The organism is Pseudomonas sp. ADAK13, assembly GCF_012935715.1.
Lineage (GTDB): Bacteria > Pseudomonadota > Gammaproteobacteria > Pseudomonadales > Pseudomonadaceae > Aquipseudomonas.
Genome location: NZ_CP052860.1, coordinates 1,712,701 through 1,735,061 on the forward strand (window position 1 = coordinate 1,712,701; position 22,361 = coordinate 1,735,061).

15 protein-coding genes and 1 pseudogene are annotated in these 22,361 nt (G+C 61.6%); 5 read left to right on the plus strand and 11 right to left on the minus strand.

Features of this window, described 5'->3' with window-relative positions; translation table 11 throughout:
* Window positions 1-13: 13 nt before the first annotated feature.
* The 8 genes from HKK54_RS08130 to glnE are packed head-to-tail and all read right to left on the minus strand — an operon-like array spanning window position 14 to window position 9,957.
* Window positions 14-1,456 (minus strand): lipopolysaccharide kinase InaA family protein, encoded by a 1,443-nt coding sequence (locus HKK54_RS08130; RefSeq protein WP_169386530.1) that lies wholly within the window; start codon window positions 1,454-1,456, stop codon window positions 14-16.
* The gene (locus HKK54_RS08135; RefSeq protein WP_010169287.1) at window positions 1,456-2,208 is read right to left on the minus strand and encodes a lipopolysaccharide kinase InaA family protein; all 753 of its coding nucleotides are present in this window, start codon (window positions 2,206-2,208) and stop codon (window positions 1,456-1,458) included. Before HKK54_RS08135 ends, HKK54_RS08130 begins: the two co-directional genes overlap by 1 nt.
* Window positions 2,205-2,939 carry a lipopolysaccharide kinase InaA family protein gene (locus HKK54_RS08140; protein ID WP_010169285.1) on the minus strand — a complete coding sequence of 245 codons (735 nt, stop codon included), beginning with the start codon at window positions 2,937-2,939 and terminating at the stop codon, window positions 2,205-2,207. Before HKK54_RS08140 ends, HKK54_RS08135 begins: the two co-directional genes overlap by 4 nt.
* Entirely contained in the window at window positions 2,939-3,745 is an 807-nt protein-coding gene (gene rfaP / locus HKK54_RS08145) for a lipopolysaccharide core heptose(I) kinase RfaP (RefSeq protein WP_169386531.1), read from the minus strand. The genes HKK54_RS08140 and rfaP overlap by 1 nt, the downstream gene beginning before the upstream one ends.
* On the minus strand, window positions 3,742-4,866 hold the full coding sequence (locus HKK54_RS08150; RefSeq protein ID WP_169386532.1) for a glycosyltransferase family 4 protein: 1,125 nt from the start codon (window positions 4,864-4,866) through the stop codon (window positions 3,742-3,744). The genes rfaP and HKK54_RS08150 overlap by 4 nt, the downstream gene beginning before the upstream one ends.
* A complete protein-coding gene (gene waaC / locus HKK54_RS08155; protein ID WP_169386533.1) occupies window positions 4,866-5,924 on the minus strand; it encodes a lipopolysaccharide heptosyltransferase I in 1,059 nt (352 codons plus the stop codon). Before waaC ends, HKK54_RS08150 begins: the two co-directional genes overlap by 1 nt.
* A 1-nt stretch (window position 5,925) precedes the next feature.
* Window positions 5,926-6,960 carry a lipopolysaccharide heptosyltransferase II gene (gene waaF / locus HKK54_RS08160; RefSeq protein ID WP_010169279.1) on the minus strand — a complete coding sequence of 345 codons (1,035 nt, stop codon included), beginning with the start codon at window positions 6,958-6,960 and terminating at the stop codon, window positions 5,926-5,928.
* A 57-nt stretch (window positions 6,961-7,017) separates the two neighbouring features.
* On the minus strand, window positions 7,018-9,957 hold the full coding sequence (glnE, locus tag HKK54_RS08165) for a bifunctional [glutamate--ammonia ligase]-adenylyl-L-tyrosine phosphorylase/[glutamate--ammonia-ligase] adenylyltransferase (protein WP_010169278.1): 2,940 nt from the start codon (window positions 9,955-9,957) through the stop codon (window positions 7,018-7,020).
* A gap of 383 nt (window positions 9,958-10,340) precedes the next feature.
* Here glnE and aceE point away from each other — a divergent pair, with 383 nt between their 5' ends.
* The 4 genes from aceE to msrA all read left to right on the plus strand — a co-directional run bounded on the left by aceE (window position 10,341) and on the right by msrA (window position 18,375).
* Window positions 10,341-12,986 carry a pyruvate dehydrogenase (acetyl-transferring), homodimeric type gene (gene aceE, locus HKK54_RS08170; RefSeq protein ID WP_010169277.1) on the plus strand — a complete coding sequence of 882 codons (2,646 nt, stop codon included), beginning with the start codon at window positions 10,341-10,343 and terminating at the stop codon, window positions 12,984-12,986.
* 11 nt (window positions 12,987-12,997) lie between these two features.
* Window positions 12,998-14,647 (plus strand): dihydrolipoyllysine-residue acetyltransferase, encoded by a 1,650-nt coding sequence (aceF, locus tag HKK54_RS08175; RefSeq protein ID WP_169386534.1) that lies wholly within the window; start codon window positions 12,998-13,000, stop codon window positions 14,645-14,647.
* Window positions 14,648-14,962: 315 nt separating this feature from the next.
* Window positions 14,963-17,653 carry a putative bifunctional diguanylate cyclase/phosphodiesterase gene (locus tag HKK54_RS08180; RefSeq protein ID WP_010169275.1) on the plus strand — a complete coding sequence of 897 codons (2,691 nt, stop codon included), beginning with the start codon at window positions 14,963-14,965 and terminating at the stop codon, window positions 17,651-17,653.
* 74 nt (window positions 17,654-17,727) lie between these two features.
* Window positions 17,728-18,375 (plus strand): peptide-methionine (S)-S-oxide reductase MsrA, encoded by a 648-nt coding sequence (gene msrA, locus HKK54_RS08185; RefSeq protein WP_010169273.1) that lies wholly within the window; start codon window positions 17,728-17,730, stop codon window positions 18,373-18,375.
* Between the two features lie 98 nt (window positions 18,376-18,473).
* Here msrA and HKK54_RS08190 read toward each other — a convergent pair whose 3' ends face one another.
* Window positions 18,474-19,310: a 23S rRNA (adenine(2030)-N(6))-methyltransferase RlmJ gene (locus HKK54_RS08190; protein ID WP_010169271.1), complete on the minus strand. Its 837-nt coding sequence runs from the start codon at window positions 19,308-19,310 to the stop codon at window positions 18,474-18,476.
* A 71-nt stretch (window positions 19,311-19,381) separates the two neighbouring features.
* Between HKK54_RS08190 and HKK54_RS33545 the strand changes: the two are divergent.
* Window positions 19,382-19,528: pseudogene (locus HKK54_RS33545) on the plus strand (bifunctional O-acetylhomoserine aminocarboxypropyltransferase/cysteine synthase); the annotation flags it as partial.
* 36 nt (window positions 19,529-19,564) lie between these two features.
* On the opposite strand, the gene HKK54_RS08200 reads toward HKK54_RS33545, so the two are convergent.
* The gene (locus HKK54_RS08200; protein WP_169386535.1) at window positions 19,565-20,278 is read right to left on the minus strand and encodes a DUF4123 domain-containing protein; all 714 of its coding nucleotides are present in this window, start codon (window positions 20,276-20,278) and stop codon (window positions 19,565-19,567) included.
* Window positions 20,275-22,296, minus strand: a complete 2,022-nt coding sequence (locus HKK54_RS08205) for a type VI secretion system Vgr family protein (protein ID WP_169386536.1) — start codon at window positions 22,294-22,296, stop codon at window positions 20,275-20,277. The genes HKK54_RS08200 and HKK54_RS08205 overlap by 4 nt, the downstream gene beginning before the upstream one ends.
* Window positions 22,297-22,361: the final 65 nt, after the last annotated feature.

The following is a 22,361-nucleotide window of genomic DNA, read 5'->3' on the forward strand; positions in this document are numbered from 1 at the left end:
CGGCCCTAAACCCCTAACCCACTTCTTTCGGCAACCGCTGATCAATCACCCGATACAACGCACTGCTCTCAGGCCAGTTGCGCATAAACCGCGCCCGATCCCTGGCATAGGCCGGAGCAAAGCTGCTCAAGGAGCCATGCTGACACATCGAATCCAGATCGATCAGCGCCCAGCGATCCTCGTGCCAGAACAGGTTATGGCCCTTGAAGTCCCCATGACTGATGCGCTCGCGGATCAGCTCTGCGAACAGGTAATCAAGGGCAACCAACTCAGCCTCAGGCGCCTCGCCACTATCAACATACGGCGCAAACCGCTCAATGATGTCTGGTCCGGGCAGATACTCGGTCACCAGGTAAGCCCGGCTGCGCAGCCACAGGAAACGCTTTTCCAGCAACGCCAGCGGCTTGGGCGTGGCGATACCGAGGAACGCCAGGCGATTGCCCTCGCGCCACGAATGCCAGGCCCGGCTCGGGCGCCAGAAGCGCTTGAGCCAATGGGCAAAACCCTTGATGTTGTAGCGTTTGATCACCAACGGCCGACCGGCCACCTCGACCTTGGCGACACTGGCCGCACCGCCGGTTTTATACAGGTGGCCCTGGTCAAGCAGCGCATCGGCCTGCTCCAGCACCGGCAGCATCGCCGCCTCTTCCTCACGCCGAATCGCGCGCAGGGCAAACGGCCCGCGCATCACGCTGAACAGCGTGCACTCACGGCCCACCTTGCCCAGGAAATCCTTCAAGCGCCAGACGCTGACCTTGCGCACCTGCTTCTGCAACGCTTCCAGCGGCAACGCGTGTTCGCCATTGCTCAGCAGGTAGTGCACCAGCAACTCTTCGGTAAACGGCTCGAGGTTTTTCGGCAATTGCGCGAAAAACACCCCGAGGTTTTCCAGCACCCGGCTGCGGGACAGCGGCTTGCCCGCCTCTTCGACGCGGATCCCGGCACCGTCGATCAAATACAGTTTGCCGTCCTGGCGCAGCAGGTTGTCCAGGTGCAGGTCTTCCTGCCACAGGCCCTTGGCGTGCATTTGTGCAATCGCGCCCAACGCCTCGGCCAGCACTGCCTGTTGCTCGTCGGCCAATGGCGGCAAACTTTCAACGGCGTGCCAGGCATCAGCCAGGCTGTCGGCGCCTTCCAGAAACTCAAACAGCAGCCAGCCGCCCTCGCCCTCTTGCAGGCCATCGGCCAACAACAGCGGCGTGGTCAGGCCTTGTTCGGCCAGCAGCCGCACACCCTTGAGTTCGCGCTGAAAATGCCGCGCCGCCTTGCTGCCCACCAGCAGCTTGGCCAGCACCGGGCGCCCACGCCACACCGCTGCGCCGACATAGCGCTGGCCCGGCAATACCCGCAACAGGCTGAGCAGTTGCAACTGGCCAGGACCGGCAGCATCAGCCAGTTCGATGCTTAGAGGCAGACTGGGCGCGCGGCCGGCACTTTTCAGTTCGGACAAACGCATCAACGGTTCTCCTTGTGACTGCGCCGGGCCGCCAGCCGTTGGTGCCACGTTGCGACCAACGCACTGTCCTCAGGCTGATCCAGATACGCCGCCAATAGCTGGCGAACCTGATCGTCGGACCACTGCGGCGCACGGCGCAACAGTGGCTCCAGGTCCTTGACCCGGTCACGCCAGCCGAACAACAACGGGCGGGTTTTCTCCAGGTCGATCAACTGCGCCGCATAACCGTCGCCGGCGGCCTGCAGGAAAATATGCTTGGGATAAAAACAGCCATGTACCTGGCCCACGCTGTGCAGCCGGCGCGCCAACTGACCGCAGGCCAACAGGATCGCGCGCTGTTGCGCGCCGCTCAATTCAGCCCATTGCTCCAGCAATGAATCCAGGTCATTCCAGCCATCCAGCGCCCGGGTCAGCAACATCGCCCGATGTTCGCCCGCCACTTTGCGCTCACCGAAAAACGCCGCCTGCAACGCCGGAATACCCAGCTTTTGATAGCGGCTGATATTACGAAACTCACGGGCAAAACTCGGCTCGCCAAACGGCCGGTGCAAGGTGCGCGTCAAGTAGTTGCTCTGGCGCTTGAGGTAATAGCCCTGGCCTTCGAGTTCGAGGCGAAACACGCTGCTCCAACCGCCACGGCTGGTATTGGGCTCGTCCACGGCATCCAGTTGCTTGGCCCACAGCGCATCAAAAGTGCCGAGGCCGTTGCGCTCAAGCAATGCTCGGTCTTCGGCCGCCAGGAAATCGCTCATTCTCGCCCCTCGAAAAACTTCACCACGTGGCGAATTCGCTGTTTATCCGACGCACTCAAGTGCTTGCGCTGACGGTACTGCATGTAGAAGCGCAGGCGTTGGGTGGCCGACAAGTGATACTTGGCGACCTTGTCCAGGCAAGCCAGGTCCTTGGTAATGCGGTATTTGAGCCAGAACCCGCGCCAGAAATCGCCGTTGGGGCAATCGATCAAGTACAGGGTTTGCTGGTCGTCGACCAACAGGTTGCGCCACTTCAAATCGTTGTGGGTAAACCGGTTGTCATGCATGGTCCGCGTGTATTCAGCGAGCTGGCGACTGATGTTATTGACCCACACCGGGTCAGACAGTCGCGGGTCTTTGCGCTCGGCCAATGCCGACAGGTCTTCGGTCTTCGGCAGTTCGCGGGTGATCATCGCGCCACGGTGATAAGCCAGGCCTTTACGCTCCAGGCCCCAGGCAATCACGTCGGCGGTAGGAATGCCCCACTTGGCGAAACGCTTGAGGTTCTGCCATTCGGACTTGACCCGTGGCTTGCCCAGGTAGCGGCGCAAACCCTTGCCCGCGCCGACGTAGCGCTTGACGTAATAGTTGACCCCGCCGCGCTCCACGCGAATCACTTCGGACAACGGATCGCGGGTCAGGCGCTCCCCTTGCAAGGCGAACACCGCCTCCAGGCTACCAAAGTCATCCGCCAGGGCGGCGTAAGCAGGTTCCAGGTTCCAACCCGCCATCAGAGCGCATCCCCGTATCGTTGCTTGCGTGCGTAAAGCTTGGCGGCCATGCGTTCCAGCGCCGCCAGCAGCGCGCTTTGCTCGCTCAGGATCTGGCGCAAAGGCTGCTGGAAGTAGGCCTTGAGAAACCGCAGTTTGTCGCGCCGGGTCAAACCGATCTCCAGGGCGGAGTAGTAAAGCCCCGCCAGGTCCTTGTCACGCCAGCGCCGGGGAATCTTCGAACGCACCTGGGCACGGTGCAGGTCGATCACCGAGAGCTTGATGTTGTGCACGGTAACCGGTTGGTCGGTGTGCAACAGGAAGTGGCACAGGTAGCAATCACGATGGTTCACGCCACCCCGGTGCATCATGCCCAGGGTGCGTGCAAGCTCAACGGTCAAGGCATGCCGAATCGCCGGCACGGGCGGCTGTTTGACCCAGTCCATGGTCAGGTCTTCAAGGCTGACGATAGGCGCCAGCTCTTCAGTGACGATGAACGAGTGCTGGTCGGCCGGGTTGCTGCCCTTTTCACCAAAGGCCACGCCGGTCATGGTGGGCACGCCGAGTTCCTGCAGACGCTGGATCGCGTCCCACTCCTGGCCTGCGCCCAAGACGGGCAACTTGGCCGTGATCAGGTTCTTGAGGATTTCACCCCAGCCAATTCCCCGGTGGATCTTTACAAAATAATGGCGGCCTTCCACTTCCGTACGCAGGGTACGGCGCGCGGCCAGCTCACGAAACACCTGGCCGTCCAGCTTCTCGACTTCGGCGAACGCATCGCGTCCGGCCCACAGGGTCTTGAACGGTTCGGCAAGAATCAACTTCATCGGTTTGGCTCCGCCAGAATCAGGTCCGCAGCGTACTGCGGCATGCTATAGAGGTCGGCCGTCTCAGCGAAGGCCAGACCATTGCGGCTCCAGGCCGCGCGGGCTTGTGGATCGTCGAGCATATCCACCAGATACTGGTTGAGCTGAGCCTGCTCGAACGGCTCGTCCAACACTCGGCCACTCTGGGCCTTGTCGATGTAAAACGCGTAGCCGCAGACCTTGCTCACCAGCACCGGGAGGCCGGCGACCACCGCTTCGATCAGCACCATGCCGGCCGCCTCGTTGTACGCGGGGTGGATCAACAGGTCGGCGCCCAGCAGAAAACGCGGGATATCGCTGCGGCCCTTGAAGAACTGCACCTGGTCGCCCAGGCCCAACGCAGCACTCTGCAATTGGAATACTTTGGGGTCGTCCTGCCCGATTACAAATAGCCGGGCGCGTTTCTTCAGGTTCGACGGCAGCGCGGCCACGGCCTTGAGGCTGCGATCGACGCCCTTGGTCTTGAAGCCCGAGCCGATCTGCACCAGCAGCAAATCATCGTCGGCCAGGCCGAATTCGCGACGAAACTCGGCACGGATCTCGGCAGCGTTGGGCGGCGCGCGGCGGTCGCGGGCGATACCTGGCGGCAGCAAATGAAAACGCTCGGCCTGGGTGCCGTAATACTGGGTGAACAGCCGCTGCTGGTGCTCGGAAAGCACCATGATTTGCGTCCTGGCGTCTTTGTCGAACACTGCACGCTCGTATTCGGCGAAGTGCTTGTACCGGCCGAACCAGCGATACATCGGGTTGCGCAGGGTCTGTGCCTTGTCTTCGAACACACCGTCGGCGGCGAAGTACACGTCCAGCCCCGGCATCTTGTTGAAGCCCACCACGCGGTCAACCGGCCGCTTGGCCAGGTCGGCCTGGATCCAGGCGTAGAGCTTTTCATTACGCCGATGGTTGACCAGCGCCTTGACCGGCGCCACCAACACTTCAAAGCCCGGTGGAACGTCGCCTTCCCAGATCAGCGTGTAGACGCGAATTTTATGGCCGCGCTGCTGGCACTCCAGCGCAATGCGCATGAAGTCACGCTGCAAGCCACCAAAGGGGAAGTATTTGTAGAGGACAAAAGCCAGTTGCATCAGTGTTCCTCAGCCAATAACAACGTGCTTAATCGCGTTGCGACACGCTCAGGGTTCAGGCGAGTGAAGCACAATGGCCACTCGCGCTTGATATCAAACCGGCGCTGGTCTTCGGCGGTCGGTTGATAGGTGCATTTCTTTTGCAGGCACGGCGCACACGGGAAGTCGCTGGCCAGGTGGATCTGCGCCTTGCCGTAGGCGCCGGTCAGGCCGGGATTGGTCGGACCGAACAGGGAAATCGTCGGCACATCCAGCGCGGCGGCGAGGTGGCCGAGGCCGGTGTCTACCGCGACACACGCCTTGGCACCCGCCAGCACACGGGCAACGCCCGCCAGGTTCAGCTTGGGCAGCACTTCGGCGTTTTTCAGGCCTTTGGCCAACCGTTCGGCACGGGCTTTTTCGACGGCATTGCCCCACGGCAATTTCACGTCCACGCCAAAACGGTCCATGCGCTCGGCCAGGTCGCGCCAGTAGGCTTCCGGCCAGTGCTTGGTGTCCCACGTGGTGCCGTGCAGCAGCAGTACAAACGGTTTTTTCGGCGGCAGGCCCAGCAGTTTTTCGACGCTGAGGCCGTAGTCGCCCAGGCCTTTTGGCAGGTCATACCCGAGGGCCACGGCAAACAGTTGGCGCAAGCGCTCCACCGCATGCTGCCCACGGGCCACGGCCAATCGCCGGGAATAGAAATGCGCCGCCAACGGCTCACGCGCCGACTGCTTGTCGAAGCCGGCCACCGGAGCACGCACGTAGCGGGTCAGCCAGGCACTTTTCAGCAAGCCCTGGGCGTCGATCACCAAGTCATATTTGGTCGACTGCACGCTCTTTTTGAAGCGCCGCCATTCGCCACTCTTGAAGGTCTGCCAGAGGTTCTTGCGCCAGCGGCGGATCGCCACCGGAATCACCTTGTCCACCGCCGGGTGCCAGGTGGGAATCTCGGCAAAGCCTTCTTCCACCACCCAGTCAAACCGGATGCCGGGGATCGCTCGCGCCGCGTCGGTCAACGCCGGCAAGGCATGAATTACGTCGCCCAGGGATGAGGTCTTGATTACCAGAACCCGCAACTTAACGGACCTCGACCACGGAGCCCTGCAACCGCTGCAAGGCGTCGCTGACGGGTTGCGGCAGCAACTGGCGCAGGCAGTTGTAGTGGCCGAAACGGCAGGTGCGATCGAAACACGGGCTGCAATCCAGGCCCAGGCGCACCACTTCGACCTGGTCGGCCAACGGCGGGGTAAACCCTGGCGACGTCGAGCCGTACACCGCCACCAGCGGGCGATTCAGCGCGGCCGCCACGTGCATCAGGCCGGAGTCGTTGGAGACCACCGAGTCAGCGCAGGACAGCAGGTCGATGGCCTCGGCCAGGGACGTGTCGCCACTGAGGTTGACCGCCTCTTCACGCAGGCCCGGGATCAGGCGCTGGCGAATATCCTCGCCCACCGAATGATCGTTTTTCGAGCCAAACAACCAGACTTGCCAGCCCTCGCGAATCTTCATCTCCGCGACTTTGGCGTAATGCTCCGACGGCCAGCGCTTGGACTCGCCAAACTCGGCACCAGGGCACAGCGCCAGCACCGGACGGTCCAGCTCCAGGCCGAACTTGGCCAGGGCGGCGTCGCGGGTAACCGGGTCGATTTGCAGGCTCGGGCGCGGATAAGGCGTAGGCAGTTCGGCACCCGGCGCGTAGGCCAGGGCCATGAAGCGCTCGATCATCAGCGGGTAGCGGGCCTTGTCGAGCTTGCGCACGTCATTGAGCAGGCCATAGCGAAACTCGCCACGCCAGCCGGTGCGCTTGGGAATGCCGGCGAAGAACGGCACGAGTGCCGACTTCATCGAGTTGGGCAACAGGATCGCCTGATCGTACTGGCCGGCCAGGGACTTGCCGATACGTCGACGGGTCGCCAGTTCCAGCGCGCCGTGGCCGAGCGGGAAGCTCAAGGCCTGACGCACTTCGGGCATGCGCTCAAGAATCGGCCGGCTCCACTCGGGGGCGAGCACGTCGATTTGGCAATCGGGATGGCGCTGTTTGAGGCACTGGAACAGTGTCTGTGCCATCACCATGTCACCGACCCAACTGGGCCCAACGATCAGAATATTCATGTAGTTTCCACAAACGATACGGGGAGGCTCATGCCTCCCCGCCTTATTTATAGTGCTTCAGCTTAACCCCAGTTCATGCCAGATACGCTGCACCTGGCGCCGTTCGTCAGCGAACTGGTCCCCGGCCACCGTACCGGCCTCGTTCTGCAAGGCCTGGCGGTGTGCGGCGGAACGGTAGGCTTTATACACCTCGCGCAGCAAATGGGCATCGGCGGCGGGCATCAGCCCGACCTGCTCCAGCCCTTCCAGAATGCGGATATTGTCGGTGTAGCGCAGCAACGATGGATGTTGCGCAGACCACGCCAAAGCCGCGTATTGCACCATAAATTCAATATCGACGATACCTCCGGCGTCCTGCTTGAGGTCGAAGGCCACCGTGGGTTCGAAGGCATTCGCCGCCGTTCCCGCCGCCGTGGACTTGGTGCCGAGGTTGTCGCGCATCTTCGCGCGCATCTCGCTGACCTCCTGGCGCAGCTTGTCCAGATCCTGCGCGCGGCCCAACACCTGCGCCCTTACCTGCTCGAAAGCACGGCCGACATCCTGGCTGCCCACCAGCACCCGCGCACGCACCAGCGCCTGGTGTTCCCAGGTCCAGGCTTCGTTTTCCTGATAACGCGCAAACGCGCCCAGGGAACTCACCAGCAAACCGGACGCGCCCGAGGGCCGCAGGCGCATGTCCACTTCATACAACTGCCCGGAGTTGGTCTGGGTGGTCAGCAGGTGAATGATCCGCTGGCCCAACCGGGTAAAGAACTGCGCGCCGTCGATTGGCTTGACGCCGTCGGTCTCGGCTTGCGGGTCGCCGTCGTGGATGAACACCAGGTCCAAGTCTGAACCATGCCCCAATTCGATGCCGCCGACTTTCCCATAACCGACAATGATGAAGCCGGGATCGCACAAGGTGCCGTCCACACGCTGCGGCGAACCATGCCGGGCGACCGTCTGGCGCCAGGCCAGGGCCAGCACTTGTTCGAGGATGGCTTCGGCGAGCCAGGTCAGGTAGTCGCTGACTTTCATCAGCGGCAGGCTGCCGGCGATTTCCGAGGCGGCCACCCGCAGGCGGTGAGCCAGCTTGAAGTGACGCAGGGCTTCCATCTGTTGCTCAAGGTCATCCTCGGGGATGCGTGTCAGGCGTTCGCGCAACTCCGCCGCCAGTTCTGGCGCCAATGGCGGCTTGAACAGGCGACCTTCGTTGAGCAATTCGTCCAGCAACAGCGGGAAGCGGGTGATCTGCTCGGCAATCCACGGGCTGGCGGCGCACAAGGTCAAAAGCCGGCGCAAAGCGTCGGGGTTTTCCGTCAGCAGCACCAGATACGCGGAACGTCGGGCGACGGCCTCCACCAGCGGCAATACGCGTTCAAGTACCAGGTCCGGGTTGGCGTGCTCGACGGCCTGGGCCAGCAGGCGCGGGATAAACGCATCCAGACGCTCGCGGCCCAGGCGCTGCATGGCGCGCAATTGCGGGCTGCTGCGCAGGCCAGCCAGGGTTTTCAAGGCTTTGGGCGCGTCGGTAAAGCCGCCTTCCTGCAACTGCCGGCAAGCGGCCTCTTCGTCCTGGGACTCTTCCCACAGCGGCAACCACTCACCGCCCACCACCAGCTCGCTTTCTTCGCCCTCTTCTTCATCCGGATCGGCGATCACCTGGCGGAAGTGCCAGTCCACCCGGCCACGCCAGTACATCAGGCGCTCATGGAACGCGGTCCAGTCCGGGAAGCCCATCATGAAGGCAATCCGCGCCTGGTCTTCGGTGCCGTCCGGGAGCATCTGGGTCTGGCGATCGGCAATCGCCTGGATCGCGTGCTCGGTGTAGCGCAGGAATTCGTAGCCATCGCGCAGCTCGGCGATCACCGCCGGCGGCAGGTAGCCCTGGCCTTCCAGCGTGCCCAGCACTTTTAGCAGCGGGCGCTGTTGCAGGCTCAGGTCGCGGCCACCGTGAATCAACTGGAACGCCTGGGCGATAAATTCGACTTCACGGATGCCGCCCGAGCCCAGCTTGATGTTCTCGGCCATGCCCTTGCGCCGCACTTCCTGCTGGATCAGCTGCTTCATGGTGCGCAGCGCTTCAATGGCGGAGAAGTCCAGGTAACGCCGGTAGACAAACGGTCGCAGCATGTCGAGCAATTGCGCGCCGGCTACCTGATCACCGGCCACCACCCGCGCCTTGATCATCGCGTAGCGCTCCCAGTCGCGGCCCTGGTCCTGGTAGTACTGCTCCAGCGCGTTGAAGCTGAGCACCAGCGCCCCGGCGGAGCCGTAGGGCCGCAGGCGCATGTCGACGCGGAATACAAAGCCGTCGACGGTCATCGGGTCCAGGGCCTTGATCAGTTTTTGACCAAGGCGAATGAAGAACTCCTGGTTATCCAGCGAGCGCTTGACGCCCACCGTGTCGCCGCCTTCGGGGTAGGCGAAGATCAGGTCGATGTCGGACGACAGGTTCAACTCCACGGCGCCGAGCTTGCCCATGCCGAGGATGACCATGTGCTGCGGCTCACCGCTGCGACGCCCGGTGGGCGTGCCGAACAGGACGCAGTGGCGCTGGTACAACCACTGGTAAGCCTGGTCGATGCTGGCGTCGGCCATGTCCGAGAGGTCACGGCAGGTTTGCACCAGGTCCGCCTGTCGGGTCAGGTCGCGCCAGATAATCCGCACTTGCTGGCGGGTGCGCTGACGGCGCAGCACGCGGCCCAGCTCGTCTTCTGTTTCAGCTTGTTGCACTGCAGCCGCAATCTGGCCGCACAGCTCGCCGGGGGCAAACATGCGGTCCAGTTCGCCCCAGGCCACCAGTTCGAGCAACATCAAAGGGTCACGAACACTCTGTTCAATGACGAAATCACTGGCGGCGCACACACGGGCAAAGTCAGCCCAACGTTGCGGCGTCCACTCAGAAAGGCCATTATCGCCGTCCAATCCGGCCACGGCGTCACGAAATGACTGCTCGGCCCGCTTGGCAAATGGAAGCAGGATGGCCGGCAATTCGGCCTGCACGGGAAGGCTCATGGTCTATCCTTGATCGGCGCGTAAATGGCTTGTTGCTGTGAACGCAAGAACCACGCTCGGTGAAGGACTGTCGAACAAAGGTTATAAATAGCTGAAATTAAATTTATTTTGGCAGGCAACATCAAGATTTCACCTTTTCTTGTTCGCAAATGACCAACAATAACGATTATGCTCGCCAGCTAGACCGAGCAATCCGCTCAGTCTTGTGTAGTTTTACTACTCGTATATACATTCGAAAGGCTGAAATGGCCGACGATTTGTAGTAAAACTACAGGACGCCGAAGCAACCTTCGGCCATCCAAGAATTTATGTCGTCTGCCCACAAGGCCAGTCGCAAACTTCAGGCAACCGATTCTGGTAGCCTTTCCGCCCTGGAGCAAGCCATGCAAGACCTCGATCCCGTCGAAACCCAGGAATGGCTGGACGCCCTGGAATCGGTTCTCGACAAAGAAGGCGAAGACCGTGCTCACTACCTGATGACCCGTATGGGCGAACTCGCGACCCGCAGCGGCTCGCAACTGCCCTACGCCATCACCACGCCATACCGCAACACCATCCCAGTTACCCACGAAGCACGCATGCCTGGCGACCTGTTCATGGAACGCCGCATTCGCTCGCTGGTACGCTGGAACGCCATGGCGATGGTAATGCGCACGAACTTGAAAGATTCTGACCTGGGCGGTCACATCTCCAGCTTCGCTTCCAGCGCAACCCTGTATGACATCGGCTTCAACTACTTCTTCCAGGCCCCGACCGACGAACACGGCGGCGACCTGATCTACTTCCAGGGCCACACCTCGCCAGGCGTCTACGCCCGCGCGTTCATGGAAGGCCGCATCACCGAAGAACAAATGAACAACTTCCGCCAGGAAGTCGACGGCCAGGGCCTCTCGTCCTATCCGCACCCTTGGCTGATGCCTGATTTCTGGCAGTTCCCGACAGTATCCATGGGCCTTGGCCCGATCCAGGCGATCTACCAGGCACGCTTCATGAAGTACCTGGAAGCCCGCGGCTTCATCCCTGAAGGCAAGCAGAAAGTCTGGTGCTTCCTGGGCGACGGCGAGTGTGACGAGCCAGAATCCCTGGGCGCCATCTCCCTGGCTGGCCGCGAGAAGCTGGACAACCTGATCTTCGTCATCAACTGCAACCTGCAGCGCCTCGACGGCCCGGTTCGCGGCAACGGCAAGATCATCCAGGAACTCGAAGGTGTGTTCCGTGGTGCTCAGTGGAACGTGACCAAAGTCATCTGGGGCCGTTTCTGGGACCCACTGCTGGCCAAAGACGTCGACGGCATCCTGCAACGTCGCATGGACGAAGTCATCGACGGCGAGTACCAGAACTACAAAGCCAAAGACGGCGCGTTCGTACGTGAACACTTCTTCAACACGCCTGAACTCAAGGCAATGGTTGCAGACCTGTCCGACGACGAGATCTGGAAACTCAACCGTGGCGGCCACGACCCGTACAAGGTCTACGCGGCGTACCACGAAGCGGTCAACCACAAAGAACAACCGACCGTCATCCTGGCCAAGACCATCAAGGGTTATGGCACCGGTGCCGGCGAAGCGAAAAACACTGCGCACAACACCAAGAAAGTCGACGTCGACAGCCTGAAGTTGTTCCGCGACCGCTTCGACATCCCGGTCAAGGACGAAGAGCTGGAGAACCTGCCGTTCTTCAAGCCGGAGCCAAACAGCGCCGAAGCCCGCTACCTCAGCGAGCGTCGCACTGCACTGGGCGGTTTCGTACCGCAGCGCCGCGCCAAGTCTTTCGACATCCCTACACCGCCACTGGATACCCTCAAGGCTATCCTGGACGGCTCGGGCGACCGTGAAATCTCCACCACCATGGCCTTCGTGCGGATCCTCGCGCAGCTGGTCAAGGACAAGGAAATCGGCTCGCGTATCGTGCCGATCATCCCGGACGAAGCCCGTACCTTCGGTATGGAAGGCATGTTCCGTCAGTTGGGCATCTACTCCTCCGTCGGCCAGCTCTACGAGCCAGTCGATAAAGACCAGGTGATGTTCTACAAGGAAGACAAGAAGGGCCAGATCCTCGAAGAAGGCATCAACGAAGCGGGCGCCATGAGCTCCTTCATCGCTGCCGGTACTTCGTACTCCAGCCACAACCAGCCGATGCTGCCGTTCTACATCTTCTACTCGATGTTCGGTTTCCAGCGTATTGGCGACCTGGCTTGGGCAGCAGGCGACAGCCGTACCCGTGGCTTCCTGATCGGCGGTACTGCCGGCCGGACCACGCTGAACGGCGAAGGCCTGCAACACGAAGACGGCCACAGCCACATCCTGGCGGGCACCATCCCGAACTGCCGCACCTTTGATCCAACCTACGGCTATGAGCTGGCGGTGATCATCCAGGACGGCATGAAGAAGATGACCGAAGAGCAGCAGGACGTTTTCTACTACATCACCGTGATGAACGAGTCCTACCAGCAGCCAGCCATGCCGGCCGGTGTCGAGGAAGGCATCATCAAGGGCATGTACCTGCTCGAAGAAGACACCAAGGAAGCCGCTCACCACGTGCAACTGATGGGCTCTGGCACCATCCTGCGCGAAGTGCGTGAAGCTGCGAAGATCCTGCGTGAAGAGTTCAACGTCGGCGCTGACGTATGGAGCGTTACCAGCTTCAACGAACTGCGCCGCGACGGCCTGGCCGTAGAGCGCAGCAACCGTCTGCACCCGGGCCAGAAGCCTGCGCGCACCTACGTTGAAGAGTGCCTGGCTGGCCGTAAAGGTCCGGTGATCGCCTCTACCGACTACATGAAACTGTTTGCTGAACAAATTCGTCAGTGGGTACCGTCCAAGGAATTCAAAGTCCTGGGCACCGACGGTTTCGGCCGTAGTGACAGCCGCAAGAAGCTGCGTCACTTCTTCGAAGTCGACCGTCATTTCGTGGTGTTGGCAGCCCTGGAAGCCTTGGCTGACCGTGGTGAAATCGAACCTAAGGTGGTAGCAGACGCTATCGTCAAGTTCGGGATCAACCCGGAAAAACGCAACCCACTGGACTGCTGAGGAGACTTTCTGTGAGCGAACTCATTCGCGTACCTGACATCGGCAGCGGTGAAGGTGAAGTAATTGAACTGTTTGTGAAGGTCGGCGACACCGTCGAAGCCGACCAGAGCATCCTGACCCTGGAATCGGACAAGGCGAGCATGGAAATCCCTGCTCCCAAGGCCGGCGTGGTCAAAAGCCTGAAAGTGAAGCTGGGCGACCGCCTGAAAGAAGGCGACGAGCTGCTTGAGCTGGAAATCGAAGGCGCCGCTGATGCGGCCCCTGCGGCGGCCGCTCCTGCTGCTGCCCCGGCTGCTGCTGAAAAGCCTGCCGCTGCCGAGGCCCCAGCGGCCCCGGCTGCTGCACCTGCTCCAACTGCCGCCGCTACCGTCCAGGACATTCATGTTCCGGACATCGGTTCGTCGGGCAAGGCCAAGATCATCGAGCTGCTGGTTAAAGTCGGCGACACCGTCGAAGCCGACCAGTCGCTGATCACCCTGGAGTCCGACAAGGCCTCCATGGAAATCCCTTCGCCGGCTGCCGGTGTGGTGGAAAGCATTGCCGTGAAGCTGGAAGACGAAGTAGGTACTGGTGACTTCATCCTCAAGCTGAAAGTGGCGGGCGCTGCTGCGCCTGCTGCTGCCGCTCCAGCCGCCGCTGCCCCGGCCGCCAAGGCTGAAGCCGCACCGGCTGCCGCCGCCCCTGCGCCTGCTGCAAAAGCCGAGGCTGCTCCAGCCCCGGCGGCTGCACCTGCGCCAAGCGGTGCCAAGGTTCATGCCGGCCCTGCCGTGCGCCAACTGGCCCGTGAATTCGGCGTCGAGCTGAGCGCGGTCACTGCCAGCGGTCCTCACGGTCGCGTGTTGAAGGAAGACGTGCAGGTTTACGTCAAATCCATGATGCAGAAGGCCAAGGAAGCTCCGGCTGCCGGCGCTGCCACCGGTGGCTCGGGCATTCCGCCGATCCGCACCGTCGACTTCAGCCGCTTCGGCGAAATCGAAGAAGTGCCGATGACCCGCCTGATGCAAATCGGTGCGGCCGGCCTGCACGCCAGCTGGCTGAACATCCCGCACGTGACTCAGTTCGACCAGGCCGACATTACCGACCTGGAAGCTTTCCGCGTTGCGCAGAAAGCCGTCGCCGAGAAGGCTGGCGTGAAACTGACCGTGCTGCCACTGCTGCTCAAGGCTTGCGCGCATCTGCTCAAGGAACTGCCAGACTTCAACAGCTCGCTGGCGCCTAGCGGCAAGGCGATCATTCGCAAGAAGTACGTGCACATCGGCTTTGCCGTCGACACGCCAGATGGCCTGCTGGTACCGGTCATCAAGAACGTCGACCAGAAGAGCCTGCTGCAGCTTGCCGCTGAGGCTGCCGCACTGGCTGCCAAGGCCCGCGACAAGAAGCTCACCCCGGACGACATGCAAGGCGCTTGCTTCACCATCTCCAGCCTCGGGCACATTGGCGGTACTGGCTTCACGCCAATCGTCAACGCGCCGGAAGTGGCGATCCTCGGTGTTTCCAAGGCCACCATCCAGCCTGTATGGGACGGTAAAGCGTTCCAGCCGAAGCTGATGCTGCCACTGTCGCTGTCCTACGATCACCGTGTGATCAACGGCGCCGCGGCTGCACGCTTCACTCAGCGCCTGAGCCAGTTGCTGAACGACATCCGCACCATCCTGCTTTAAGCCTCAACAGGTCTTCTGCCCGTGCAGAAGACCTGGCTTCACCGATTTCCGAGCGCCACGCTCGTACCTCAACCCCGCCAACTGGCGGGGCTTTTTTTGCCTGCTTTTCGCACAAAAGTTGGACACGAAATTTTAGGTTGTACACCGCCCATCACCCCGGTTGCAGAAAACCGCTCGCTGGCCGATAACACACTTATAGCACTTAGCCTTCATCCTCTCTTGTCAGCCCGTGCTGCATGATGCAACCTTGCCGCAGGCAACAGTAAAGAGGGCGTGAGCCCGGCGCGATGCGCATTTTTCCAAGCGAGTTTCCCCATGAAAAGCCAACCCGATGTCGCCCGTACGGCGGCCGAGGTAGTGACGCAATTACCGGTGCCTTCGCGCCTCGGTATGCTGCGTTTCGAGCGGCTTAATGAGGCAAGCTGGGCCCTGCTGTACCTCGACCCCAATTGCGAACGCCAGTTCGGCCTGCCCGCGGTGGAACTGTGCGCCCTGATCGGCTCGCCGTACGCCAGCCTGATGGAGCCCCAGGCACGCTATCAGCTGCATGATGCGATTCAGGAACAGCTGACCGTCAGCCCGCATTACCTGGTGCGCTACACCTTGCACACCAATGACGGCCCGCTGAGCCTGCTGGAACTGGGCGAGGCCTACAAACAACACAACCGCCACCTGCTGCGCGGCTACCTGATGGTGGTCGACGGCCTGTTCAGCGATATCCCGGTGGCCCCGGCGGCAGATCTGGAAAGCCAGAACAGCCGCCTGCAGATCGCCCTGGAACTCAACCAGCGCGCCCAGCAGGAACAACTGCAACACCTTGAGCGGGTGCGCGCCCAGCAGGAGCTGATCCTGCTGCTGGCCCGCCAGCGCTACAGCACCAACAATTCGCTGCAAGAAGCCGCCGAACTGATTACCCGCAGTGCCTGCGATATCTACCAGATTGACTGCGCCAGCATCTGGAACCTCGAAAACCAGCACCTGGTGCCGATTTCCGCCTACCACCGCGACGATCAGCAACACCACTTACCCGAGACTATCGACGCCAGCGGCTTCCCGGATTACCTGGAAGCCCTGCAAACCAGCCGCGCCATCGACGCCACCAACGCCATGCGTGACCCGCGCACCCGGGAGATGGCCGAGAGCCTGCGCCCCCGGGACATCCACGCCATGCTCGATGCGAGCATTCGCGTCGATGGCAACGTGGTCGGCGTATTGTGCCTGGAGCAAAGCGGCAGCACCCGCGCCTGGCAGTCCGATGAAATCGCGTTTGCCGGCGAGTTGGCCGACCAGTTCGCCCAGGTCATCAACAACCACAACCGCCGCACTGCCACCAGCGCCCTGCACTTGTTCCAGCGGGCCGTGGAGCAAAGCGCCAACGCGTTCCTGCTGGTCAATTGCGACGGTGTGGTGGAGTACGTCAACCCCAGCTTTACCGCGATCACCCAGTACAGCACCGAAGAAGTCCACGGCCACCTGCTGTCGGAACTGCCGGCGCTGGAGAACCTGAGTGAGCTGCTGTTCGATGCGCCTTCAAGCCTGGCCAAGAGCAACAGCTGGCAAGGTGAATTCAAGAGCCGGCGCAAAAACCTGGAACCCTACTGGGGCCAGCTCTCGATCTCCAAGGTCTATGGCGACAACCGTGAGCTGACGCATTACATCGGCATCTACGAAGACATCACCCAGACCAAGCTGGCCCAGCAACGCATCGAACGCCTGGCCTACACCGACAACCTGACCAACCTGGGCAACCGGCCTGCATTCATCCGCAACTTGGACGAACGTTTTGCCCGGGACAGCGACAGCCCCATCAGCCTGCTGCTGGTAGACATCGACAACTTCAAGCGGATCAATGACAGCCTTGGCCACCAGACCGGTGACAAACTGCTGATCAGCCTGGCCCGGCGCCTGCGCAACAGCCTGAGCGCCAGCGGCAGCCTGGCGCGGTTTGCCAGTAACGAATTTGCCGTGCTGCTGGACGATACGGACCTTGAGAGTGGCCAGCAGGTCGCCAGCCAGTTGCTGGCCACCCTCGACAAGCCCATGTTCGTCGACAACCAGTTGATCAGTGTCACCGGCTCCGTGGGCCTGGCCTGCGCGCCCCTGCATGGCCGCGACCCGCAAACCCTGATGCGTAACGCAGGCCTGGCGCTGCACAAGGCCAAGGCCAACGGCAAACACCAGGTTCAGGTGTTTACCGAAGCACTGAACGCCGAAGCCAGCTACAAGCTGTTCGTGGAAAACAACCTGCGTCGCGCCCTGACCCAGAACGAGCTGGACGTGTTCTACCAGCCCAAGCTGTGCCTGCGCAGCGGCCGCCTGCTGGGCATGGAAGCGCTGTTGCGCTGGAACCACCCGGAAAAAGGCATGATCCGCCCTGATCAATTCATCAGCGTGGCTGAAGAGACCGGATTGATCATCCCCATCGGCAAATGGATCGCCCGCCAGGCCTGCCGCATGAGCCGGCAACTGACCTCCGCCGGCATGGGCAACTTGCAGGTGGCGATCAACCTGTCGCCCAAGCAGTTTTCCGACCCGGACCTGGTGGCCTCGATTGCCGCGATCCTCAAGGAAGAACAGTTGCCGGCCAACCTGCTGGAGCTGGAGCTGACCGAAGGCCTGCTGCTGGAAGCCACCGAAGACACACGCCTGCAACTGGACCAACTGAAGAGCTTTGGCTTGACCCTGGCCATGGATGACTTCGGCACCGGTTACTCGTCGCTGAGCTACCTGAAGAAATTCCCGATCGACATCATCAAGATTGATCGCAGCTTCATTCATGAAATCCCGGACAACCAGGACGACATGGAAATCACCTCGGCGGTGATCGCCATGGCCCACAACCTCAAGCTCAAGGTCGTGGCCGAAGGCATCGAGACCGCCGAACAGCTGGCGTTCCTGCGCCGCCACCGTTGCGACGTCGGCCAGGGCTACCTGTTCGACCGGCCAATCCCGGGGTCCGAGTTGTTGAAGATGCTTAAACGCTATCCTCGCGGGCCAATCGCCTGACAGCGCTGTAACACTCGGGCACACTGGCAGTCTGAATTCTTATCTGTAACTCAATCTGACTGAGAGGACTGATCATGGTCTTGCGCTCGGAAATTCTGGTGAACAAAAACGTGCTCCCCACTCAAGATCAAGCTTTGCCTGGCCGTGAAACCCCAATGTCCCTGCCCGAGACGCACTTCGTCAACGGCAACCCGCTGCTCGGCCCGTTTGTCGACAACGTAGAGTTTGCGATCTTCGGCCTGGGTTGCTTCTGGGGCGCAGAGCGGCGCTTCTGGCAGCGTGACGGCGTGGTCAGCACGGTGGTGGGTTATGCCGGCGGCTACACGCCGAACCCGACGTACGAAGAAGTCTGCTCGGGCCTGACCGGCCACAGCGAAGTGGTGTTGGTGGTGTTTGACCAGGACAAGATCAGCTACGAAGAGCTGCTGAAAATGTTCTGGGAACTGCACAACCCGACCCAGGGCATGCGCCAGGGCAATGACATCGGCAGCCAGTACCGCTCGGTGATCTATGCGGTCAAGCCGGAGCACCTGGAGGCAGCGAAGGCCAGTGCACAGGCGTATCAGAATGAACTGACCAAGGCAGGCCTGGGCACCATCACCACGGAAATCGAAGAAGCGCCGACGGTGTACTTCGCCGAGGCGTACCACCAGCAGTACCTGGCGAAAAATCCCCAGGGCTACTGCGGGATTGGCGGCACAGGCGTGACCTGCCCGATCTGACGCCAAAAGCATCGCGGGCAAGCCTGGCTCCCACATTGGAATGCGTTCCAATGTGGGAGCCAGGCTTGCCCGCGATAGCGATCCAGCAAACGATACAACTATTCGGCGATCAGCCAATCCATCTGCCACCCACCCTGGGTTTGCCCAAGCTGCTTGGACAACCATGGCAGCAGCTCACGCAATTCTTCCTCCAGCCCCCACGGCGGATTGGCAATCGCCAAACCCGAGCCCGTCAGGGTGTTCGGCGTGTCCAGCGGATGCACCAGCAATTCCACTCGCAGCAACTTCGGCGCACCGGTGCCGGCCAGGTCCTGGTAGAAGCGACGCAGCATGCGCTGGTCTTTCACCGGGTACCAGATCGCGGCCACTGTCTGGCGCATCCGGCTCACGGCTTCTTTGAGGGACGCGGCGCAGCGCTGCATCTCGTCGAGCTTTTCGAACGGCGGGTCAATCAGCATCAGCGCGCGCTTTTCCGGCACCGGCAGCAGCGCCCGTGGCACGTGCCAGCCTTCACCAAGGTGGACTTTCACCCGACGGTCGCCCTTCATGTTGTCCTTGAGCAGCAGGCCGTCTTCCGGGTGCTTCTCGTTGAGCAACACACGGTCCTGGGGCCGCGTCAGGCGCCGTGCCAGCTCCGGTGAGCCCGGGTAGTAGCGCAACTCGCCATCGGGGTTCATCTCGTGCAGCACGCGCATGTAGTCAGCGGTCAAGGGCGGCAGGTCGGCCCGGCCCCACAGGCGTGCGATGCCTTCCAGGTATTCACCGGTGCGGTTTGCCTGGTCGCCCTGCAGGTCGTACAGACCGATGCCGGCGTGGGTATCGAGATAGGCAAACGGCTGCTCCTTGCGCGACATCAGGGCGATGAGGCGGGTCAAGGTCAGGTGTTTGAAGACATCGGCGTGGTTGCCGGCGTGAAAGGCGTGACGATAATTCATGGTTGCTCCTGCGCAGGGGGCGAAGTTTACCTTTTACGCGGGCAAAGGTGCAGGGCTGTGGTGAGCGGGCCCATGGCAACTCGCTGGGTGGCGTGATCGTCGACAGTGGCACCTTCCCCTGGACGCAATACCCGGAGAAATTCCACGGCCTCAACCAGCCCGAGCCGGCCTATCACGGCGTGGTCTACACCGAGAAATTCGGCCCTGTAGAGGCCATTGAAGACCTGACCGAGGACTTGCAGCAGTCCCAGGCTTCAACCCAACTCCGAGACCAGCCACGCGGCCAGCGCCTGATGGCTGACATCCGGCCGGCGTACAAAGTGAGCGACCTTGTGTTTCAAGGTCGCCAGCGCAAAAGCGCTGTGCAGGTCCGGGCGCTGCTCTTCCAGCCATTGCAGCAGGTTGTCCACCCGCGTGACGCTCGATTGCTCACTCAGGTACTGGAGAACCTGCGGCGGTACTTGCCACCACGGGCTGGGCTTTGCCGCTCCGGGCGTCGTGACCGCAACCTCATGCTGGCAACCATTGATCCAGTAGCGGCTGAATACAGGGAGCAATTCCCGCGCCCCAGGCCCGAGCGCCTGCAAAACACGCAACGTGTAGGCTCCATCCCAAAAGCGAAAAAACACCGCCTGCCCCTCCGGCAACAGCACCTTGGTCAGGCTGCGCAAATGCTCGGCAACGGTTTGCAGAGAACAGGACGACACCGCCAGCCAACCCCAATCGGTACCTTCACATTCGGTAGCCCACTCCAGAAAAGCACTGTCAGCGGCAACCACCGCAACGTAGGGCATGACCTCTTCCCACGCCGCATACTCGCTACCCGCCCAGATCGGACTGAGCGCGCGACCATCGGAACGACGCCACGCTTCAAGCGGCTTGCAGTCACTGGCATTGCCCAATACCGCAAACATCTGCTCACCCGCCTGCAACGGCGCAGACTCAAGCCACTGCCCAGGAGAAATCATGGTGCACCTCCAGCCAACGATGCACTGCGATGCAGAGGCATATTGCACACGCCATTCCGGCAACGCTCGCACTCCTCACAAAAGGGCGCACCGCGTTTCAAGCTGAGCACTTGCACGGCACTCAGGGGTGCCGGAATTACCGCCAGCAGTTTTTCCTGTAGCCCTGGAATCAGCGGCGACCCCGCCGGTGCTGGCGCCCCGCCCAGCTGGATCGGAACGCTGCTGAAAATCCCGCCCGCCGACACGTTGATCCACTGCCCCCCGGCCTGCAGCGTCACGCTGGCGCCCGCGTCGATCACGACGCTTTGTCCCGCGCCAATGTTAATCGTCAGACCGGCCCGCAGCTGCTGCGAGCCGGCGATCATCAGGTGATCATCCTGCTTGAGTTCGGTCAGGCGGTTGCCGTGGGTCGTGCGCTGTTCTTCACCCTGAAGCTCGTGACGATCAAGGCCTTTGACGATCACGTTGCGCTGGTTATCGACCTGCACGTGCTGGTCGTGGAGTACGTGCTGGGTCCAGTTGCGCTGGGCGCGCAGGTAGATTTCCTCGGCGCCCTTGCGATCCTCGATGCGCAGCTCGTTGTAGCCACCGCCGCCGGGGCTGGTCTGGCTACGGAAGATGCTGCGGGTCTTGTCGGCCGGCAGGTCCAGCGGCACCGGCGTCGCCGCATTGGCCAGGCAGCCGACCACCAACGGCGTATCGGCGTCACCGTCAACGAAACCCACCAGCACTTCCATGCCCACTCGCGGGATCAACACTGCACCGTAATGCTCGTGGGCCCAGCCGCTGGCTACCCGCAACCAGCAACTGGAATGTTCGTTGTGCTCCCCGGCGCGATCCCAGGCCAGTTGCACCTTGACCCGGCCGTATTCGTCGCAATGGATTTCACTGCCTTCCGGCCCGGTGACCACGGCGTTCTGGTAGCCGGATATCGGTGTACGTGGCGGCGGTAGCGTGGGTCGAAACACAGTGTCCCAAGGTGTGGCGACGAAGGTGTTGCCATAGCCCTGCAGCCCCCCATCGCCCACAGACTCTTCGAGCACTTGCGGCTGCTTGCCGGTATGGGTGACATGCGTCACCAGCCACAGGTCATTCCATTCATCACGCGGATGCGCTGCCAGCTTGAAAAACTGACCACTGACCAACGCCGGTTGATCGCCATTGCCATGGGCCTGGCGATAATCTCGGCGGTGCCGCTCAAGGGTCCGTTGGGCCAAGTGTTTGCCATGGGGGCGGTCAGTAAAATGCCCGGGATAATCGTGATCTTCCAGGGAAGGAAGCTGCTCAACCAGCACTTCGCTTTCCAGCTGCAGACGCGGTTTGCGAAAGTCGTAATCGCGCAGGTTTACGCCTGTCGTACGTGTCTCCAGGCGCACCGAAAAACGCTTGATCACCGGCGTGTCGGCGACCATTCCGGAGCCCGGTGCATAGTCGGTTGGCTGCTCGCCCTGGGCGAACACCGCCTGGTCATCACCAAACACCAACAGGTGACCGTCGGGACTGTGCTGAAAATGGTAGTGAATCCCCTGCTCGGCACACAGCCGCTGGATAAACCCCAAATCGCTTTCACCGAACTGCACGCAGTACTCGCGCACGGGATACACACCGCCCAACCGGAATTCGAAAGCATCCCCGTGGATGCCCTGCCCCTCCAACACCTGCTTGATGATCTGCGGCACGCTCAGGTGCTGGAACATTCGCTGGTGACTGCTGTGTTGCAGGTACGCCAAGCGTGGCACCAGGCTGATCTGGTAACGCGTTAGCCGCCTGCCGGAATCACCTTGGGCAACGCGGTAGATCTGGCCGTGAACGCCATGTCCCTGGGCATCAAAGCCCAGGAAAGCCTGACGGTGCAGCAGGCTCTCAAGGTCAAGGTCCGGCTGCTCGCTGACCAGTTCAAGGTCAAAGCGATAAGGCTCGCTGATGGCTTCGCTGCCCGTGAACTCAAAAACCTTGAGATCACTGGGCATACCGTCGAGGGTCAGGGTAAAGGCACTTTGATTGGCAGGAGCGAACATCCGGTGTTTCTCTGCAAGTAGTGGGCGACCGATTCTGCACCAGCTTTTTGCCGAGCTGAGTGCGC